Origin of the sequence: Microbacterium psychrotolerans, from assembly GCF_031085295.1 — a bacterium.
GTDB lineage: Bacteria > Actinomycetota > Actinomycetes > Actinomycetales > Microbacteriaceae > Microbacterium > Microbacterium psychrotolerans.
In genome coordinates, this window is the sequence record NZ_JAVFWO010000003.1 from 565051 (window position 1) to 582885 (window position 17835).

Genomic DNA, 17835 nt, shown 5'->3' on the forward strand with positions numbered 1-17835 from the left:
CTTCCGCGGATACCCCTGTCGCCGTGCGTTCGGTCATGGCTGCTGCGACATCTCTGCGTCGGCCGCGCGCAGACCGTACGCCTCGCGGAGGAACTCGCCGGCCGGCTTGCCGTACGGGCAGTAGTCGTCGTTCGCGGCCGCCTCATCGTCCGCATAGAGGCGGGGCGGCCAGTCCCACAGCATGAAACCGCGCACCCAGGGGCGCGCGTCGCACGCGGCGAACATGGCCTCGTAGTAGCGCAGCTGCGCCGCGCCGGACGGGGCGCCGGCCAGCGACCAGTCGTTGGGGCGATCCGGCGAGCCCTCGCGAGAGGGGCATCCGGCCTCCATGAAGAAGAACGGCTTGCCCGCCGCGGCCACCGCATTCTCGATGCGGTCGAGCTCGGCATCCCATCGGTCGATCGGGTAGTAGCCGCTGGAGGTGACGACGTCCACCGCGTCCCACCAGGAGAGGCGGTCCTCCTGATACTTGTCGCAGTTGTAGGTGACGACGCCTGAGTACACCGCGCGCACGGCGGCGATCAGCGCACGCCACTCGTCCTCACGGGCGTCGGCACGCACCATCTCGCAGCCGATGCAGAGCATCTCGCAGCCCTCCGACTCGGCGATGCGGGCCGCGTGCAGGATGAACTCGCGGTACGAGGCGAACCACTCGCCCCACGTCGGCTCTCCGGGGACGTCCCGGTCGAAGAAGCCGATGTAGGCGCGCCACGTGCCGTCGGCGACGTTGACGACCGGCTTGAGGCACACCTTCAGCCCGAGCCCCTTGGCCTCGCGAATGGCCCACACCACCTCGTCGTCGGTCACCGTCGGCGCCTCGCGGAAGCGCACATCGGTCGACTGCGCGGTCTCCTGCAGGGCCGAGTACGCGATCGCGGTCCAGTTGACGCCGTGATCGGCCATGGCCCGCAGGGAGTGGGACGCCGAGGGCGTCGCCCACGTGCCGCGCACGCCGGTCCAGCCCCAGGTCATTCCGGCCACGTACGGCCCGAGCGCCTGGGTGGTCTCGACGGTCACGACGCGACCAGCTCGTTGGCCGTGCGCAGCACCCGAGGATCGGACAGCGCGGATGCCGCGAGTGCGTCGCCGGCGTGTCGCACGAGCAGCGTCGTGCTCTCGCCGGGCAGCAGCGTCACGAGGCCGTCTGACGCGACGGCGGCGGGATCCACCTTGTCGACCAGCAGGGTGAGATCGCGCACGAGGGAGCCGGCGGTGAGCGAGACCAGCGTGCCCCCCGCAGCCGGCTCGGTGCGGAGCTCGACCTCGGCGGCGGCGAGCGCCGACTCGCGCGGCTCAGCGAAGAACCAGTGACCGCGCACGTCGTCGACGCCGGCGACCACGAGCTCGCTCGCCGCCTCGCGGGCCGTGGCGATGTCGGCAGAGAGAGGAACGGTGATCGTCTCGCGCGGCGCGAGCGAGACCGGCGCGGCGAACCGGGCGATTTCGTCGCCCCCGAAGCCGACGCGACGCGCCAGGAGCTCGCCCTCCCAGGTCTCGGCGGTGTCGTTCACGAGAACGGCGGCGAGTCCGCCGTCGCGCGGCTGCACGGTCGCCAGACGCGGGGCGAACGCGTTCTTCAGCCCGTAGTACAGGGGCTTCGGGCGCTCGTCGCCGTCGATGGCCGCCCACGACGTCACCGGCCAGCAGTCGTTCAGCTGCCAGACGATCGCGCCCTGGGTGTGCGGCGCCCACGAGCGGAAGTGCTCGAGCGCGGTGCGCACGGCCAGTGCCTGGTTGAGTTGCATCGCCCAGTGCCAGTCCTCCATGGCCTCCGGCATCCGGAAGTGGGGGATCAGGCCGCTCGTGAGCTTGGTGTTGCCCTCCATCGCCTTCTGGTGCACGATCATGCCGGGCGATTCAGGGGTGAGCGGGTCGTCGCTGATCGAGCGCACGAGCGTGCTCCACGCCGGCGGACCCTGCCAGCCGAACTCGGCCACGAACCGGGGCTTGTGGTCGCGGTACGTCGTCCAGTCGAGCCGGTTCCACTGCTCCCACAGGTGCATGGAGCCGTGCTGCTCGTCGTTGGGGTGCGGCCCGGTCTGCGCCGTGCCGTCCCAGCCCATGCCGGGGCTGAACGGGCTTCCGGGCGCGTACGGCACGTGCGGGGCGAGCTCGGCGACCAGCGCGGGGAACAGCTCGTAGTAGTAGTGCGCGCCCCAGGTCTTGCCGTCCAGGCGCTGCTTCCAGCCCCAGTCCTCGTACCCCCACAGGTTCTCGTTGTTGCCGGTGAGCAGCACGAGCGAGGCATGGTGGCCGAGCCGCACGATGTTCTCGCGTGCCTCCGCCTCGACCTCGGAGCGCAGCGGCTCCTCCTCGGCGTATGCGGCGCACGCGAACAGGAAGTCCTGCCATACCAGCAGGCCCAGCTCGTCGGCGAGCTCGTAGAAGTCGTCGGACTCGTAGAGCCCGCCGCCCCACACGCGGATCAGGTTGAGGTTGGCGTCGAGCGCCTGTTCGAAGCGGCGCCGCAGCCGGTCGCGGGTGACGCGGACCGTGAGGGCGTCGTCGGGGATCCAGTTCACGCCCTTCACGAACACGGGCTGGTCGTTGACGACCAGCGTGAACGGCGTGCCCGACTCATCGGGAGTCATGTCCCACCGCACGTCGCGGAACCCGACGACGCGGTGCGTGGCATCCAGCGGATCCGGGCCGTCGCCACCCTGCAGACGGACGTCGACGACGTAGAGCGGCTGCTCGCCGTAGCCCGCAGGCCACCAGCGCTGCACGTCAGGCAGCTCCAGTCGCACGTGCGCACGACCACCCTCGAGTTCGACGACCGCGCCCGGAAGCGACCCGTCGCCCAACCCCGGCCCGTTCACCGCGACGCTCACGGAGAGGGGGAGCGATGCCTCGGCCGCCCGCTCGACCTCCACGTCGACGGTGATCGTGCCGCCGTCGCCCGCCGGCGTCGCGACCACACGGGTCTGCGCCAGGCGCGCGACCGACCAGGACTCCAGACCGACCGGCTTGACGATGCCGCTGGTGTAGGTCGCGATGCCCCAGTCCCAGCCGAAGCTGCACGCCGACTTGCGGATGGCGTCGTAGGGGAGCGGGTACGGCCGCTGCCGTACTCCGAGCAGGGCACTCTGCTCGTTGGCGTACTTGATGGGCGAGCGGAAGCGCACGACGAGGTCGTTGTCGCCCTCGACGAGCGCATCGCGAACGTCGAACCGGTAGGAGCGGTGCTGGTTGGCCGTCGCCCCGATCTCCTTGCCGTTGAGCAGGATCGTGGTCACGGTGTCGAGGCCCTCGAAGACCAGATCGGTGCGGTCGGCGCCGTCCGGCGTCCACGTGAACGACGTCTCGTATGTCCAGTCGACCAGCCCGATCCACGCGAGCGCGGACTCGTTGTCGTCGAGGAAGGGGTCGGGGATGAGGCCGGCGGCGAGCAGGTCGGTGTGCACGCAGCCGGGCACCGTGGCGGCGACGTCGCCGGCGAGCCCGTCCGGTACCGGTCCGGCGGCGGCGCGGAGGGTCCAGCCCGAGTCGAGCGGACGGAACGAGAGGGCGGTGGTCACTTGACGGCTCCTGCGGTGAGGCCCTTGTAGATCCATCGCTGCAGCAGCAGGAAGGCGACGAGGGTCGGGATGATGACGAGGACGGTGCCGGCCGAGATGACCTCCCACTGGGCGCCGAACGGTCCCTTGAACCGGAACAGCGACGTGGAGATCAGTCCTTCGGACGGCAGATAGAGGAATGGTGCGTAGAACTCGTTGTACACCGCGATGCCCTTGATGATGACGACCGTCGCGATGGCGGGTCGCAGCAGGGGCAGCACGATGCGCCAGTAGATCGTCCACCGGTTCGCGCCGTCGATCATCGCCGCCTCGTCGAGGGAGACCGGGATCGACTGCATGAACTGGATGAACAGGTAGATCGCGATGATGTCGGTGCCCATGAAGAGCAGGATCAGCGCGGCCTTGGTGTCGTAGAGCCCGAGCCCGTTGATGAGCTGGAAGGTCGCGACCTGGCTCGTCACGCTGGGGATCAGGGTGGCGACGAGGAACAGGCTGAACACGAGCTTCTTGCCGCGGAACGCGAACCGGTCGAGCGCATAGGCGGCCATGGTGCCGATGAAGATGGTGCCCGCCAGCGACACCCCGAGCACGATCGCGGTGTTGACGAAGCCCTCCAGCATCTCGCCGCTCGTGAACGCGGTGACGAAGTTGTCGAAGTTGAGCCAGTTCTCGGGCGGGTCGAACGGGCCCGTCTGGGCGTACTCGGGTGCGGTCTTGAGGCTCGCGAACAGCAGCACCGACAGGGGCAGCAGCGTCAGCACCGACGCGATGATCAGGCTGAGGTACTTCGCCGTGGTCGCGCTGACGCCGCGGAGGCGCTCGCCGAGGGAGCGGCCCTTGATCGTGCGCGGGGGCGTGGTGCGCAACGGCATCGTGCGCTGTGGTTCGGTGGTGGTCATGTCAGGTCGACCTTCTCGTCGGGGAACACCTTGCGCTGGATCCACGTGATCACCAGCACGATCGCCAGCAGCACGACGGCCATCGCGGAGGCGAGGCCGACCTGCCGGAAGCTGAAGGCGGTCTGCAGCGTCTGGATGACGAACGTCGCCGATCCGTTGGCGCCGCCGGTCATGATGAAGGGGATCTCGAAGACGCTGAGGCTGCCGGCGATCGCGAGGATGAACGAGAGGCCGATCACACGCCGGATGCCGGGGAAGATGATGGCCCAGAACTGCTGCCAGCGGCTCGCGCCGTCCAGATCCGCCGCCTCGTACAGCTCGTGCGGAATCGACTGGATCGCACCGAGGAAGAGCACGAAGTTCATTCCGGTGTAGCGCCACACCGAAGTGCCGGCCAGTGACCAGTTGACCACGTCGGGGTTGCCGAGCCACTGCGGCGGGTCCGCCACGCCGAACCAGCTGAGCACCGTGTCGAGCGTGCCGCCGGGCTGGAACAGGTAGAGGAAGACGAAGCCGATCGCGACGCCGTTGATGAGATACGGGAAGAACAGGATGCCGCGGAACAGGTTCGAGAAGCGCGTCGAGAAGCTGAGGAGCGTGGCGAAGTACAGCGCGATCGCCATCTGCGCGAACGACGCGAAGAAGTAGTACAGGCTGACGCCGAACACCGAGAAGATGCGCGGGTCCGTGAACACCTGCACGTAGTTGTCGAGTCCGACGAAGTTCTTCTGGAGATCGATGCCGTCCCAGTCCGTGACGCTGAAGTAGAAGAGGTTCAGCGCCGGCCAGTAGGTGAACAGGAGCAGCAGTCCGACCGCCGCGGCCAGGAAGAACCACGGGGTGAGGTGCTGCAGGACGTTGCGTCCTGCGGAGCCGCCACGCCGGCGGTCGGTCCGGCGGGACGGCCCGCCGAACCGACGCGCCCGCGCGGGGGCCGAGAGGACGGCAGGGGCATCCGCCGGTGCCGCTCCCGGAGTTGCGATGGCCATGTCTCTGCCGTCCTCCCGGTCAGCCTGCGAGCTTCTCGACCGAGGCGCCCCAGCGCTCGTTCAGCTCGGCGAAGTAGCTCTCCTTGTCGCCGTCGGCGGCGCCGCGGGCGATGTCGACGAGCTTCTGGCGGTAGATCGGGCCGTAAAGGTCGATCTGCGAGTCATCGGCGATGTTGTTGATGAGGCCTTCCTTGCCCGCCGGGGCGGGGTTGATCTCCATCAGTTCGACCCCCGCCTCTTCGAAGCCCTGCAGGTTCTCGGGAAGCGGCTTGTCGAGCACCGGCGAGATCATGCCCTGCGCCTCGGTGTAGCCCGAGTCCTCGACGACCCACTGGATCCACGCCCACGCGGCGGCCTTGGCCTTGGAGTGCTTGCTCACGGCCAGGTTGTAGTCGCCGCCGATGACGGCGAGCTGCGTGCCGTCCACGTTGGCGGGGAACGCCATGTAGCCGATGTCGTCCGCCGATCCGCCGTTCTCCTCGGCGGCGGCCTGCATCTGCGAGATGGCCCACGAACCGAGCGGCATGGTGGCGATCTTGCCGGTGCCGAGGTCGACCTTCGACTGCTCCCAGTTGGTGGTGAGCGGGTCGTCCTCGGTCAGGCCGGCGGCGACGGTGTCGTACAGCAGGCCGTCGATCGCGTAGACGTCCGTGCCCTCGGTCCAGGGAGCCGGGTCTTCCGCCATCGTGATCGGCGCATCGGGATCGTCGGTGATGGCGCCCAGGTTGCCGAAGCTCTGCGTGAGCGGCCAGCCGTCCTTGTAGTTGGTGTACATCGGGATGGCGTCGGTGTTGTCCTTGACCTTCTGCAGCGCGTCCAGCCACTCGTCGTGGCTGGTGGGGAGCGCGGTGACACCCGCCTCCTCGAAGATCTTCTTGTTGTAGACGACGCCGTTGGCGTTGCCGCCCCACGCGATGCCGTACTGCGTGCCGTCGTAGCTCGCGGCCGGAAGGAAGCGATACGTGTCCTCGAAGTCGGCCGTCTCGCCGAGCGGCTCGAGGAACTGCTCGTACTGGTCGGGCTTGATGGCCGGGATGCCGATGACGTCGCCGTAGTTCGTCGTGCTCATGCGGGTGAGCATCTCGCCTGCGTAGTCGGTGATGCCCTCGAACGTGACCTTGACGTCGGGGTACTCCTTGTTGAACTCCTCGGCGTACTTCTCGAACGTGCCGTCCTCGACGAGGTCGGTGCGCCAGGTGACGACCTTGATGTCGCCCTTGACCTCGCCGTCGATCGTGTTGTCCGCGTCGCTCGCGCCGCCGCCGGCGCAGCCGCTCATCGCGACCGCGGCCGTGGCCAGCAGCGCGATGCCCGCGAATGCCTTCTTCGCCATGTGATGTCTCCTTGTCAGGTTCGCCCTTGAACTGCCGGTGCGCGTCATCGCACCGTGTCGTCGCGGCGTCAGATTAGGCACATTCGAAACGGTTCCGCAACCTTCGCATGTCAGCGCTGTCTTGTCTTGTCCTGTGGGCGAACGGCTGACAGAAACTCCGCTTCACCCGGGCTTAATTTCGCTCGCTTCCGCGATGCAATCGATGAATGTCTCTTCAATGTCCCACGTAGACATTCCGGTCATCAGGGTGCTAGCGTGAAGCGCCCGGCAAGGAGGCCCCGATGACCGTTCAGCAGCGCGCGACCCTCGAAGACGTCGCCCGTCTTGCGGGCGTGAGCTCCAAGACGGTGTCGCGGGTCTTCACGCACCGCGAGCTGGTCGCGCCCGACACGGTCGAACGCGTGCTCGCCGCGGCCAAGCGGCTGCGGTTCCGTCCCAACCCGCTCGCGCGCAACCTGCGGCGCGGGGGACCGACGAACACCATCGGCTTCATCATGGGCGAGCTGAGCAACCCGTTCTACTACAAGCTCGCCGCCGGCATCGAGCGTGAGCTCGCCGCCAACGGGTACTCGCTCGTCGTGGCGACCACCGACGACACCGCAGAGGGCGAGGAGCGTGTCGCCGACACCCTGCTCAGTCAGCGGCTCGGCGCGCTCCTGCTCATCCCGGTGGCGGAGGACCAGTCGTATCTCGAGGGCGAGCGACACCTCGGCACGCCCGTCATCGCGATCGACCGCCCGGCGCGCAACCTCGTCGCCGACTCGATCGTCCTCGAGAACCATCGCGGCGTGTTCGAGGCCACGACCCGCCTCCTCGAGCGTGGCCATCGCCGCATCGGCTACATCTGCAATCCGGCATCCGTGTACACGCAGGCCGAGCGCCTGCGGGGCTACCGTGACGCGCTCGCCGCCTACGGCATCGACGACTCGTCGCCGTGGGAGCGCCTCGCCGACGATCTCGCGACACCGGCCGACGGGTTCATCGCAGACCTGCTCGCGCAGGACGACGCGCCGACGGCCATCATCACCGGCAACAACCGCGTGACGGTCGCGGCGCTGCGCGTGCTGCGCGACCGCGACGACCGGAGCACCGCACTCATCGGCTTCGACGACTTCGACACCGCCGATGTGCTCGGCGTGACCGTCATCAACTACGACCCGCTGGCGCTCGGTCGCGCCGCTGCGACGCTCGCCATCGAGCGCATGCAGGACCCGGCCGGCTTCACGCGTCAGCTCGAGATGCCCACGTGGCTGGTACCGCGCGGCACCGGCGAGCGACCCCCTGCTGAAAGGACCTCTGCATGACTTCCGGCTTCATCCGTCTCGAGAACGAGGGCGTCGGCGTGATCGTCGACGCCCGCGGTGCGGGACTGCCGCGCGTGCTGCACTGGGGTGCCGCGGTGGGACGGATCACGGATGCCGATGCCGAGGCCCTCGCCCGGGCGCTGAGCAGGCAGACCCCTCCCGGCACGCTGGACGCCGCCGGGCAGCTGTCGCTGTCGCCGCAGGAGGCGGACGGCTGGAGCGGGCGGCCCGGAATGCAGCTGCGCCGTGACGGGGTGGTGCACCACGCGCGTTGGGTGGTCACCGGCGTCGAGGCAGACGACACCTCCCTGAGTGTGTCCGCACAGGACGCGGCATCCGCCCTGCGGCTGTCGGTCACGATCCGCATCGAGCGCGGCGGGGTCGTCTGGGTGCAGCACGCTCTCACGCATGAGGGCGAGTCGGATGCCGAGGCCGTCGACGTCGACTGGCTCGAGGCGACACTTCCCGTGCCGTCGACGACCGACACGCTGCTGACCTTCGACGGCCGGTGGACCCGCGAGAAGCGCCCTGTCGTGACGCCGATGCCCGCCGGTGCCACCGTGCGGCAGTCGCGGCGAGGTCGCCCCGGGCACGACAGTCCCGTCGCCGCGATCGCAGCGATCGGCGCGCCGCGCTGGGACGACGGTGCGCTGTGGGGCGTCCATCTCGCCTGGTCCAGCGACCTCACGACCCGCGTCGACCGCGTCACCGACGCCGTGACCCTCATCGGCGCGGGGGAGCTGCTGCGCCCGGGCGAGGTCCGGCTCACGCCCGGGGACGAGTACCTCGCGCCCCGAGCGGCCTTCGTCCACACGACCGCGGGGCTGGACGGTTTCGCGCACCGCGTCCACACGTGGCTCCGCGCCCGGCCGCAGCATCCGTCCGCACCGCGCCCGCTCGTCCTCAACACCTGGGAAGCCGTGTACTTCGACCACGATCCGGCGCGCCTCGCCGCGCTCGCCGAGCGCGCGGCCGGGGTCGGGATCGAGCGGTTCGTGCTCGACGACGGCTGGTTCCAGGGGCGCCGCGACGACTCGACGAGCCTCGGAGACTGGACCGTCGACCGGTCTGTGTGGCCCGAGGGCCTCGGCCCGCTCGCCGACCGCGTGCACGAGCTCGGCCTGCAGTTCGGGCTGTGGTTCGAGCCCGAGATGATCAGTCTCGACTCCGACGTCGCCCGAGCCCACCCCGACTGGCTGCTGCACAATCCGCGGCACCTGGACCACGACGTCGCGCTGTCGTGGCGGGGGCAGTACGTCATGGACCTGGCGAATCCGGATGCCTACGCGCATGTCTTCAGCCAGATCGACGCGCTGGTCACCGAGCTCGGCATCGACTTCATCAAGTGGGACCACAACCGCGACCTCGTCGAGAGCGTGCACGCCGGGCGCCCCGGCGGACACGCGCAGACGACGGCGGTGTACGCCCTGCTCGCCGCCCTGAAGTCCGCGCACCCGTCGCTCGAGATCGAGTCGTGCTCGAGCGGGGGCGCACGCACCGACCTCGGCATCCTCGACGTCACCGACCGGGTGTGGGCGAGCGACTCGAACGATCCGGTCGAACGGCAGGACATCCAGCGCTGGACCGGTCTGCTGCTGCCGCCCGAGCTCGTCGGCGCGCACGTCGGTCCGACGACCTCGCACTCCTCGGGCCGCACCACTGCGCTGTCGTACCGGATGGCGACGAGCCTCATGGGCTCGGCGGGGTTCGAATGGGACATCCTGTCGTGCGATGCGGATGAGGCCGCCACGATCACGCGCTTCGCAGCCCTCTACAAGGAGCTGCGCCACATCGTCCACAGCGGGCGCGTGCTGCACCCCGAGTTGCGGGATCCGGCCTGGCGCGTCACCGCCTTCGTCGGAGCGGACGCAGCCGTGGTCGTCGTCGCGACGGTGGCCAGTCTCGAAGACGCCCGCGCCGAGCGACTACGGTTGGCCGGGCTCGATCCCGACCGGCGCTATCGCGTCCGCGTGCGCCGAGAGATCGGCGCCGCCGAGTACGGGTGGATCGCGCCGGAGTGGTTCACCGAGGGCGAGATCGAGCTGCCGGGGTCGCTCCTCGCGGAGGTGGGTCTGCAGCTGCCGACGCTGTGGCCGCTGCAGGCGTTCGTCCTGCACCTCGAGGCGCTCTGACCCGCGCTTCGTGTCGCAGGCTCGCTCGATGACCGTGTGAGGGTTGGCCCCCCGCCGGCGGCTGAGTCACCCCCGCGACGCGTCAGAGGAGGGCGCCGAGGAAGCGGGCCTGCTTCGGGAACTGGAACGCCTGACCGCCCTCATGGCCGTTGTGCGTGTAGACCTCGATGCGCTTGTCGGCCGTGTCGTGCCGGTTGAACGCGGCGTAGACGGTCGACGGCGGGCAGATCGTATCCATCAGGGCGACCGAGTACAGGGCCGCGGCATCCGCCCGCTTCGCCATGTTCACACCGTCGAAGTACGACAGGGTCTCGAACACGCGCTTGTCGGCGCCGCGGTGCACGGCCAGGTAGCGCACGACCTCCTGGTAGGGGTCGTCGCCGGTGAGGCCGACGGCGCGCTCGAAGTGGCAGAGGAAGGGCACGTCCGGCATGACGGCCACGAGGCCGTCGGACAGGCCCGCCGCGGCGATGGCGATGCCGCCGCCCTGGCTCGCGCCGCACACCGCCACCCGGTCGGCGTCCACCTGCGGGAGCGTGCGCACGGCGTCCACCGCGCGCACGGCATCCGTGAAGACCCGGCGGTAGTAGTACGTCGCGGGGTCCTCGATGCCGCGCGTCATGAAGCCGGATGACGAGGGACCGGTGCCGTGCGGATCCAGCGTGTCGCCGCCCGAGCCCCACATCGAGCCCTGGCCACGCGTGTCCATGAAGAGGTGCGCGTACCCGGCGGCGGCCCAGCCGATGCGCTCGCCGGGCAGGCCACGGCCTCCGCCGTAGCCCTGGTACTCGACGACGGCCGGCAGAGGGCCGGTGGCGCCCGCCGGGAGCGTGAGCCACGCCTTGACCGGGTCGCCCCCGAAGCCGGGGAACGTCACATCGAAGATGTCGACCAGCGTGTACGGCGTGTCGAGCAGCGTGACCTCGGGTGCGGCATCCCACTGTCGCGACGCCGCGATCGTGGCATTCCAGAAGTCGTCGAAATCGGCGGGTTCGCGAACCTCGGGCACGTAGTCCGCGAGCTCCGCGGGGGACAGATCGAATCTCGGCACGGACTTACCCTAGTGCGTCGCGCGCAAGCGTTTCGACGAGCTTCGAGAAGGCGACGAGGCCTCGATGGGGGAGGGGTATTCGAGGCCCCGCCGCCGGTCTCTGGCGCGCCCGGTGGGCGCGGTGTGGGGAAAGTCTGCCGGGGGATTCGGGCGGCTGTGCGTCAGAGACGGATCTCTGCGATGACCTCACCGTACTCGGTCTCACCGACCGGTGTGAAGCCCACACGCTCGAAGAACTGCTGCGGACCCCCTTCGCCGGCTTCGTAGATGACGCAGACGTGGTCCATGCCGCGGTTGCGAGCCTCTTCGATGAGGCCCTTCACGGCGAAGCGCCCGACGCCGCGGCCCTGGTCGTCGGCGTCGACGTTGATGCGCCACAGCACAGAGCGGAAGTGCTCCACCGGGTCGTCCGGATCGAAGTTGGCGCTCACGAAGGCGACCACTTCATCGCCGTCGAGCACGACGCGCTGCCACGCCGTCTGCGGATTCACCACGGTCGCCGCGATGCCGTAGCTCACGGGCGAGAGGTACTCCTCCTGGCCGGGCTTGAGCGACAGATTGTTGACCGCCACGATGGTCGCAGCGGACAGTTCGACGAGTCGCAGATCACCCATGGGCCCAGGCTAGCCCGGATGACGACATCCGGCACTCTGCGGGCAGCGGATTAACGCGGTGTTCACACGCGATGTCGCCGCGGTCGCAGAGGTGGGCCTGCGGCTGGAACCCCGGAAACACGGTGTCACGGCAGGCGAAGATCTCTTGACATCGAGATATCTCGGGTGCTTGCGATAGGCTGATGGCCGACCCGCAAGAAGGACGTGACTGGTGACCGATTCGACCATCATCTACACCTATACCGACGAGGCACCGGCCCTCGCGACCGCATCGTTCCTGCCGATCGTGCAGGCCGTCACCCGCCAGGCGGGGGTGGACGTCGAGACGCGTGACATCTCGCTCGCCGGCCGCATCCTCGCGGCGTTCCCGCAGAACCTGACACCCGAGCAGCAGGTGGGCGACGCCCTTGCCGAGCTCGGTGGCCTGGCGACACTGCCCGAGGCCAACATCATCAAGCTTCCCAACATCTCGGCATCGATCCCCCAGCTGAAGGCTGCGATCGCCGAGCTCCAGTCGCAGGGCTACGACGTCCCCGACTATCCGGACGAGGCGCAGTCGCTCGAAGACAAGGACGTCCGCGCGCGGTACGACCGCATCAAGGGCTCCGCCGTCAACCCCGTGCTGCGCGAGGGCAACAGCGACCGTCGTGCGCCGCTCTCGGTCAAGAACTACGCGCGCAAGCACCCGCACCGCAACAAGCCGTTCGCCGAGGGCTCGAAGACCCGCGTCGCCACTCTCGGCCACGACGACTTCAAGTCCAACGAGAAGACCACGGTGATCCCCGCCGACGACGTGCTGTCGATCCAGCATGTCGCCGCAGACGGCACGGTCACCTCGCTGAAGACCGGCATCAAGGTGCTGCCCGGCGAGATCATCGACAGCACGTTCCTCTCGGCGGCGGCGCTGGACGCGTTCCTCGCCGAGACGCTCGAGACGGCGAAGGCCGACGACGTGCTCTACTCGGTGCACCTCAAGGCCACCATGATGAAGGTCAGCGACCCGATCATCTTCGGCCACGTCGTGAAGGCGTACTATGCCGACGTCTTCGACCGCTATGGCGACCGGATCGCCGAGGCGGGCCTCACCCCCAACGACGGACTCGGTGCGATCCTCGCCGGCCTCGGCGACATCGACGGCGGCGACGAGATCGCCGCAGCCATCGCCGCGGCGACCGACTCCCCGCGCCTGTCGTACGTCAACTCCGACAAGGGCATCACGAACCTCCACGTGCCGTCCGACGTCATCGTGGACGCGTCGATGCCGGCGCTCGTCCGCAACGGCGGAAAGCTGTGGGGCGCCGACGGCGGCGAGGCCGACACCCTGGCCGTCATCCCCGACTCCTCCTACGCGAGCGTCTACCAGACAGTGATCGACGACGTCATCGCGCATGGCCCGCTCGACCCGGCCAAGATCGGCACCGTGCCGAACGTCGGCCTCATGGCGCAGGCCGCCGAGGAGTACGGCAGCCACGATAAGACGTTCGAGCTGCAGGCCGCCGGCACCGTCCAGGTCGTGAACCAGGCGGGCGACGTGCTGCTCGAGCACTCCGTGCAGTCGGGTGACATCTGGCGTGCGACGCAGACCAAGGACGTCGCCATCCGCGACTGGGTGAAGCTGGCCGTCACGCGCGCCCGTGCCACCGGCGCCCCCGCCGTCTTCTGGCTGGACGAGAACCGCTCGCACGACGCGGCGCTCATCGCGAAGGTGAGGGAGTACCTGCAGGCCCACGACACCGAGGGCCTCACTATCGAGATCCTCGCGCCGGCCGACGCCACGCAGTACTCGCTCGACCGGCTGCGCAAGGGCGAGGACACCATCTCGGTCACCGGCAACGTGCTGCGCGACTACCTCACCGACCTCTTCCCCATCCTCGAGGTCGGCACGAGCGCCAAGATGCTCTCGATCGTCCCGCTCCTCGCGGGCGGCGGCCTGTTCGAGACCGGCGCCGGCGGCTCCGCTCCCAAGCACGTGCAGCAGCTCCTGGAGGAGGACTACCTCCGCTGGGACTCGCTCGGAGAGTTCTTCGCCCTCGCGGCGTCGCTCGAGCACCTCGCCGACTTCACCGGCAACGTGAAGGCGCAGGTGCTGGCCGACACGCTGGATGCCGCGACCGGCACGTTCCTCGAGAACGACAAGTCGCCGGGGCGCGCGCTCGGCACCATCGACAACCGCGGCAGCCACTTCTACCTGACCCTGTACTGGACGCAGGAGCTGGCGAAGCAGCAGGCCGACCCCGAGCTCGCGGCGGCGTTCGCCCCTGTGGCCGAGGCGCTGGCCGCCAGTGAGGAGCAGATCGTCGGCGAGCTCATCGCCGTGCAGGGCTCGCCCGTCGACATCGGCGGGTACTACCGTCCCGACGCCGAGCTCGTCGCCGGCGTGATGCGCCCGTCCGCCACGTTCAATGCGGTGATCGACGCTCTCTGAGCGGACACACGAGAAGAGCGGATGCCCCGGCCCGGGGCCCCCCCCTCTTCTCATGCGGTCGGGATGACGCGGGTCAGGACTGTACGCGCACCTCGGTGCCGTTGGGCGCCCATGAGTAGAGGAACTCCGCCGTGCCGAGCGGCAGGTTGACGCAGCCGTGGCTCATCCGATTGCCGAAGTTGCTGTGCCAGTACGTGCCGTGGAAGCCCTGGTCGCCGTTGAAGTACATCACCCACGGCACGTCCTCGGTGCAGTAGCTGTTCACGGCGTTGGGGTTGTAGCAGAGAGCGCCCATGTCCTGCACCCGGACGTGCGAGTTGATGCGGAAGCTTCCCGTGTGCGTGGGGGTGGCTGCCGTGCCCGACGAGATGAGGAAGCTGTTGACCACCTGCCCGTTCTCGTAGATGTAGGTGCGCTGCTCGCTGAGGTCGACGACGATGTTGCGGGCCAGCGTGGTCGTGCTCACCGGCACCTCGTCGACGGGCAGCTTGTAGACCGCGTCGCCCGACGCGAGCTGGTCCGCGAAGGCCGCCGCGATGCCCGCCGTGTCGCCGAGCTGACGCCCCGACTGACCGGCCGCCATCGTCTGCAGCACCTTGCCGCCGGTGTCGGTGATGACGACGGCGTTCTCGGGGGCGCGGTCCACCGCGGGCGCAAGCGTGTCGACGACAGGCTGGATGGCCGCGGGGTCGGCGGTGATGGCGAACTCGTCGCCCTCGGGAGCGATCGAGAGCCAGGATGCCGCGACCGCGCGGTCGATCGGCACGGTGCGCTCGTCTCCCACGTAGAAGCCGGCCGTGTCGAGCATGCCGTTCAGCTGCGCGACGGTGGCGTCGGCGGTCTCGGTCGAGATCTCGGCCGGGATCGCGGCGGTGACGGGGTCCACCTCGACGCGCGTCTGCCCGGCTTCGAACGCCGCCTGGATCGCGGCCTGGACGGTCGCGACGTCGATGCCCACGCCCTCGACCGCAGGCGTGGCGACGTACGACGCCGTGGCGGGGTCGAATGCCAGCGTCGCATCGACGGGGTCGGTGTACAGCTGCGGCGCAGCGTCGCGCAGGGCGTCGGAAGCGGCCGAGGCCTCGAGCTCGATCTCGGCGTCGGTCGTCGCGAACCACGCGGTCGGGTTCCACATCGGATGGGCGGCGAAGGCGGCATCCGCCAGGGCCTGCGCGTCCACCGTCGCGCCCAGCTCGGCGCCTGTGAGCTCGGCGTCCTCGCCCGTGCCGGTCAGTACGACCGTGGTCTCGGCGAGGCGCTGTTCGATCGCCTCGGCGGCGGCGCCCGGGGTGAGCCAGCCGACGGGCACTCCGGCGACGGCAGTGCCCGGCGCGATGAGCACGAGCGAAGAGACGACGAGTCCGACCACGGCGACACCGGCGGCGGCGCTGATCCAGAGAGCGGTGTGCTTCTTCTTCGCCTTCGGCTCCTCGGGCGCCCACGCGTACACCGAACCGTCGGCTGCGGTCTCGGTGGGAGTCGTGGCGGGGGAGGGGGTGACGGCGGGAGGTGCGAGCACGGCGGTCGCGACGGCGACGGTCTCGAGGTCGGCACCGGAATGGACGGCGGTGTCAGCTGCGGTGTCGGTGGCGACCTCCGCCTCACGGGCCGAGGCCAGCTCGATCGTGCTGTCGTCTTCCGGTTCGGCGTCGGTGGTGGGTTCGACCTCGTCCGACACGTCGGTTTCGGCCTCGGGCCCGGCGGGTGCGGTCTCCGCGTCGGCCTCAGGCGCCTCGGTCTCGTCCGCAGCCTCAGGCAGGTCGGTCTCGGCGTCCGTCTCCTGTGCCTCAGGTACATCGGGCTCGAGCACCTCGCCGTCGGCTTCGGGTGCCTCGCCGTCCGCATCCTGCGCCTCAGCGACGGCATCCGTCTCCTGCGCCTCCGCGCTGTCCGCCTCTCCGGCGGCGGAATCCTCGGACCCCGCCGCGGGCGCGACAACGTCCTCCGTCACGACATCCGACTGGGTCACGGCATCCTTCTCGTCCATGGCGGACGACGGCGCGGAATCGGCCGTGGCCGTTGCCTCGCTGTCGACGCCCTGCTCGCCCTCGACGGCGTCGTCCCCGGACGCCTTTCCGGCATGCGGCTGGGTCGCCAGATCTGTCACGCCACACCCCCGACTGTGATCAACGCTTCCCCTTATGGTAAGCGACGCGAACCCCTGGCATGGTCACGGCCTCATCACGGACGAATCGCCGGTCACAGGCGGAAACCGGCGGGGCCCGCGGATGCCGGTGATGTCCGGTAGGTCACGGTTTTGTAAAGCATCCGCGCAAATACGCCTCACGGACTTGCGGAATGCAGGTTCGTAAGGTCTACTAACAAACATGCCCAACACGGAAGCGCAGCGCGGCCCTTCCCTCGCCGACGCGCCGCAGAGCACCGCGAACGCTCGCGCCTTCGTACCCGGCCGCACGCTGCGACAGGGGACAAAGGTACTCCCCGAGCACGCCCGCGGTCACAACCGCGCGCTCGTGCTGCAGACCCTGTTCCACCAGGGCGCGATGAGCCGGGCCGACCTCTCCCGCGAGACCGGCCTCACCCGCGTCACCATCTCCGATCTGGTCGGCGAGCTCATCGCCGACGGCTTCGTCGCGGAGATGGGCGTGCGTGAGGCGTCCGGTCCGGGCAAGCCGGCGATCCTGGTCGACCTCGACCACGCAGGGCACCGCATCGTCGGGCTCGACCTCTCCGGCAGCGACACCTTCATCGGTGCGGTGCTGACGCTCGACGGCAGCATCGTCGCGCGTCGTGAAGTCGCCCTCCCTGCCGACGAGGACGTCGTCGCCACGGTCGTCGAGCTGGCGCGTGCACTCGTCGCGGAGTCCCACGCACCCGTGCTCGGCATCGGCGTCGGCACGCCCGGTGTGGTCGACGACCAGGGTGTGATCCTCACGGCGCCGAACTTCGGCTGGGCCGGTTTCGATCTCGAGGGTGCGCTGCGCAGCGCGCTCGGAGTTCCCGTCCTGGTAGCCAACGACGCCAACGCCGCCGTGCTCGCCGAGTACACGTTCGGCGGCGCCCCCGACGACGTGCTGCTGGTCAAGGTCGGGCGAGGCGTCGGATCGGGGCTCCTGCTGGCCGGTCAGCCCATGCGCGGCAGCCGTTTCGCCGCGGGCGAGATCGGCCACGTCACGGTCGGCACCGACGGCGGCCCGCAGTGCGCGTGCGGCAAGGTCGGATGCCTCGAGGCGTGGCTGTCGGTGCCCTCGCTGTCGTCGCGGCTGAGCGCGGCATCCGATTCCGAGGCGCACGAGGGCATCCTGCGCGACGCGGGGGAGCGGCTGGGCATCGCGCTCGCTCCCGTCGTGGGTGCGCTGGACGTGTCGGAGATCGTGCTGTCCGGTCCCCCTGAACTTCTCGGCGGCTCCCTCGCGGAACAAGCCGTCGAGACCCTCCGCGCGCGCACGCTCGCGCCGTCCGTGGACGAAGGCGTGCGAGTGCGGATGACGGAGCAAGGCCAGGACATCGTCCTGCGCGGCGCGGCCGTCATGGTCCTGTCAGGACAACTCGGGGTGTCCTGACACAACGCTGTCCCTCCGGAGGCTCCCCACGGAACTCCGGTCCCAC

The 17835-nt window shown here is 69.5% G+C and carries 12 protein-coding genes; 4 read left to right on the forward strand and 8 right to left on the reverse strand.

The genetic code is table 11. The annotated features are described in order from the left end of the window. Positions 1–33: 33 nt before the first annotated feature. The 5 genes from Q9R08_RS11545 to Q9R08_RS11565 are packed head-to-tail and all read right to left on the reverse strand — an operon-like array spanning position 34 to position 6739. Entirely contained in the window at positions 34–1017 is a 984-nt protein-coding gene (locus Q9R08_RS11545; protein ID WP_418001344.1) for a glycoside hydrolase family 113, read from the reverse strand. After that, positions 1014–3518 carry a glycoside hydrolase family 2 protein gene (locus tag Q9R08_RS11550; RefSeq protein ID WP_308868161.1) on the reverse strand — a complete coding sequence of 835 codons (2505 nt, stop codon included), beginning with the start codon at positions 3516–3518 and terminating at the stop codon, positions 1014–1016. Before Q9R08_RS11550 ends, Q9R08_RS11545 begins: the two co-directional genes overlap by 4 nt. Further along, positions 3515–4417, reverse strand: a complete 903-nt coding sequence (locus Q9R08_RS11555) for a carbohydrate ABC transporter permease (RefSeq protein WP_308868162.1) — start codon at positions 4415–4417, stop codon at positions 3515–3517. The genes Q9R08_RS11550 and Q9R08_RS11555 overlap by 4 nt, the downstream gene beginning before the upstream one ends. Next, the gene (locus tag Q9R08_RS11560; protein ID WP_308868163.1) at positions 4414–5406 is read right to left on the reverse strand and encodes a carbohydrate ABC transporter permease; all 993 of its coding nucleotides are present in this window, start codon (positions 5404–5406) and stop codon (positions 4414–4416) included. Before Q9R08_RS11560 ends, Q9R08_RS11555 begins: the two co-directional genes overlap by 4 nt. A gap of 19 nt (positions 5407–5425) precedes the next feature. Continuing rightward, positions 5426–6739 (reverse strand): ABC transporter substrate-binding protein, encoded by a 1314-nt coding sequence (locus tag Q9R08_RS11565; protein ID WP_308868164.1) that lies wholly within the window; start codon positions 6737–6739, stop codon positions 5426–5428. A gap of 281 nt (positions 6740–7020) precedes the next feature. On the opposite strand from Q9R08_RS11565, the gene Q9R08_RS11570 reads away from it, so the two are divergent. Together Q9R08_RS11570 and Q9R08_RS11575 are read left to right on the forward strand one after the other, a co-directional pair. Continuing rightward, entirely contained in the window at positions 7021–8043 is a 1023-nt protein-coding gene (locus Q9R08_RS11570) for a LacI family DNA-binding transcriptional regulator (RefSeq protein WP_308868165.1), read from the forward strand. Beyond that, complete coding sequence (locus tag Q9R08_RS11575) at positions 8040–10175, forward strand: alpha-galactosidase (protein ID WP_308868166.1); 2136 nt, start codon at positions 8040–8042, stop codon at positions 10173–10175. Before Q9R08_RS11570 ends, Q9R08_RS11575 begins: the two co-directional genes overlap by 4 nt. 82 nt (positions 10176–10257) lie before the next feature. Here the strand turns inward: Q9R08_RS11575 and Q9R08_RS11580 are convergent, their stop codons facing one another. Together Q9R08_RS11580 and Q9R08_RS11585 are read right to left on the reverse strand one after the other, a co-directional pair. After that, positions 10258–11226 carry an acetylxylan esterase gene (locus Q9R08_RS11580; protein ID WP_308868167.1) on the reverse strand — a complete coding sequence of 323 codons (969 nt, stop codon included), beginning with the start codon at positions 11224–11226 and terminating at the stop codon, positions 10258–10260. A 161-nt stretch (positions 11227–11387) separates the two neighbouring features. Next, positions 11388–11840, reverse strand: coding sequence for a GNAT family N-acetyltransferase (locus Q9R08_RS11585; protein WP_308868168.1), 453 nt, complete (start codon positions 11838–11840; stop codon positions 11388–11390). Positions 11841–12051: 211 nt separating this feature from the next. Between Q9R08_RS11585 and Q9R08_RS11590 the strand changes: the two genes are divergently transcribed. Then, the gene (locus Q9R08_RS11590; RefSeq protein WP_308868170.1) at positions 12052–14265 is read left to right on the forward strand and encodes an NADP-dependent isocitrate dehydrogenase; all 2214 of its coding nucleotides are present in this window, start codon (positions 12052–12054) and stop codon (positions 14263–14265) included. A gap of 73 nt (positions 14266–14338) precedes the next feature. Here Q9R08_RS11590 and Q9R08_RS11595 read toward each other — a convergent pair whose 3' ends face one another. Then, positions 14339–16372, reverse strand: a complete 2034-nt coding sequence (locus tag Q9R08_RS11595) for a L,D-transpeptidase family protein (protein ID WP_308868171.1) — start codon at positions 16370–16372, stop codon at positions 14339–14341. Positions 16373–16592: 220 nt separating this feature from the next. Here Q9R08_RS11595 and Q9R08_RS11600 point away from each other — a divergent pair, with 220 nt between their 5' ends. Beyond that, complete coding sequence (locus tag Q9R08_RS11600; RefSeq protein WP_308868172.1) at positions 16593–17789, forward strand: ROK family transcriptional regulator; 1197 nt, start codon at positions 16593–16595, stop codon at positions 17787–17789. Positions 17790–17835: the final 46 nt, after the last annotated feature.

What these genes read in the sequence shown, in the direction of transcription:
- Q9R08_RS11555 (WP_308868162.1), bottom strand. Translation starts at nt 4,417, where the DNA reads ATGACCACCACCGAACCACAGCGCACGATGCCGTTGCGCACCACGCCC.
- Q9R08_RS11560 (WP_308868163.1), bottom strand. Translation starts at nt 5,406, where the DNA reads ATGGCCATCGCAACTCCGGGAGCGGCACCGGCGGATGCCCCTGCCGTC.
- Q9R08_RS11565 (WP_308868164.1), bottom strand. Translation starts at nt 6,739, where the DNA reads ATGGCGAAGAAGGCATTCGCGGGCATCGCGCTGCTGGCCACGGCCGCG.
- Q9R08_RS11570 (WP_308868165.1), top strand. Translation starts at nt 7,021, where the DNA reads ATGACCGTTCAGCAGCGCGCGACCCTCGAAGACGTCGCCCGTCTTGCG.
- Q9R08_RS11575 (WP_308868166.1), top strand. Translation starts at nt 8,040, where the DNA reads ATGACTTCCGGCTTCATCCGTCTCGAGAACGAGGGCGTCGGCGTGATC.
- Q9R08_RS11585 (WP_308868168.1), bottom strand. Translation starts at nt 11,840, where the DNA reads ATGGGTGATCTGCGACTCGTCGAACTGTCCGCTGCGACCATCGTGGCG.
- Q9R08_RS11600 (WP_308868172.1), top strand. Translation starts at nt 16,593, where the DNA reads ATGCCCAACACGGAAGCGCAGCGCGGCCCTTCCCTCGCCGACGCGCCG.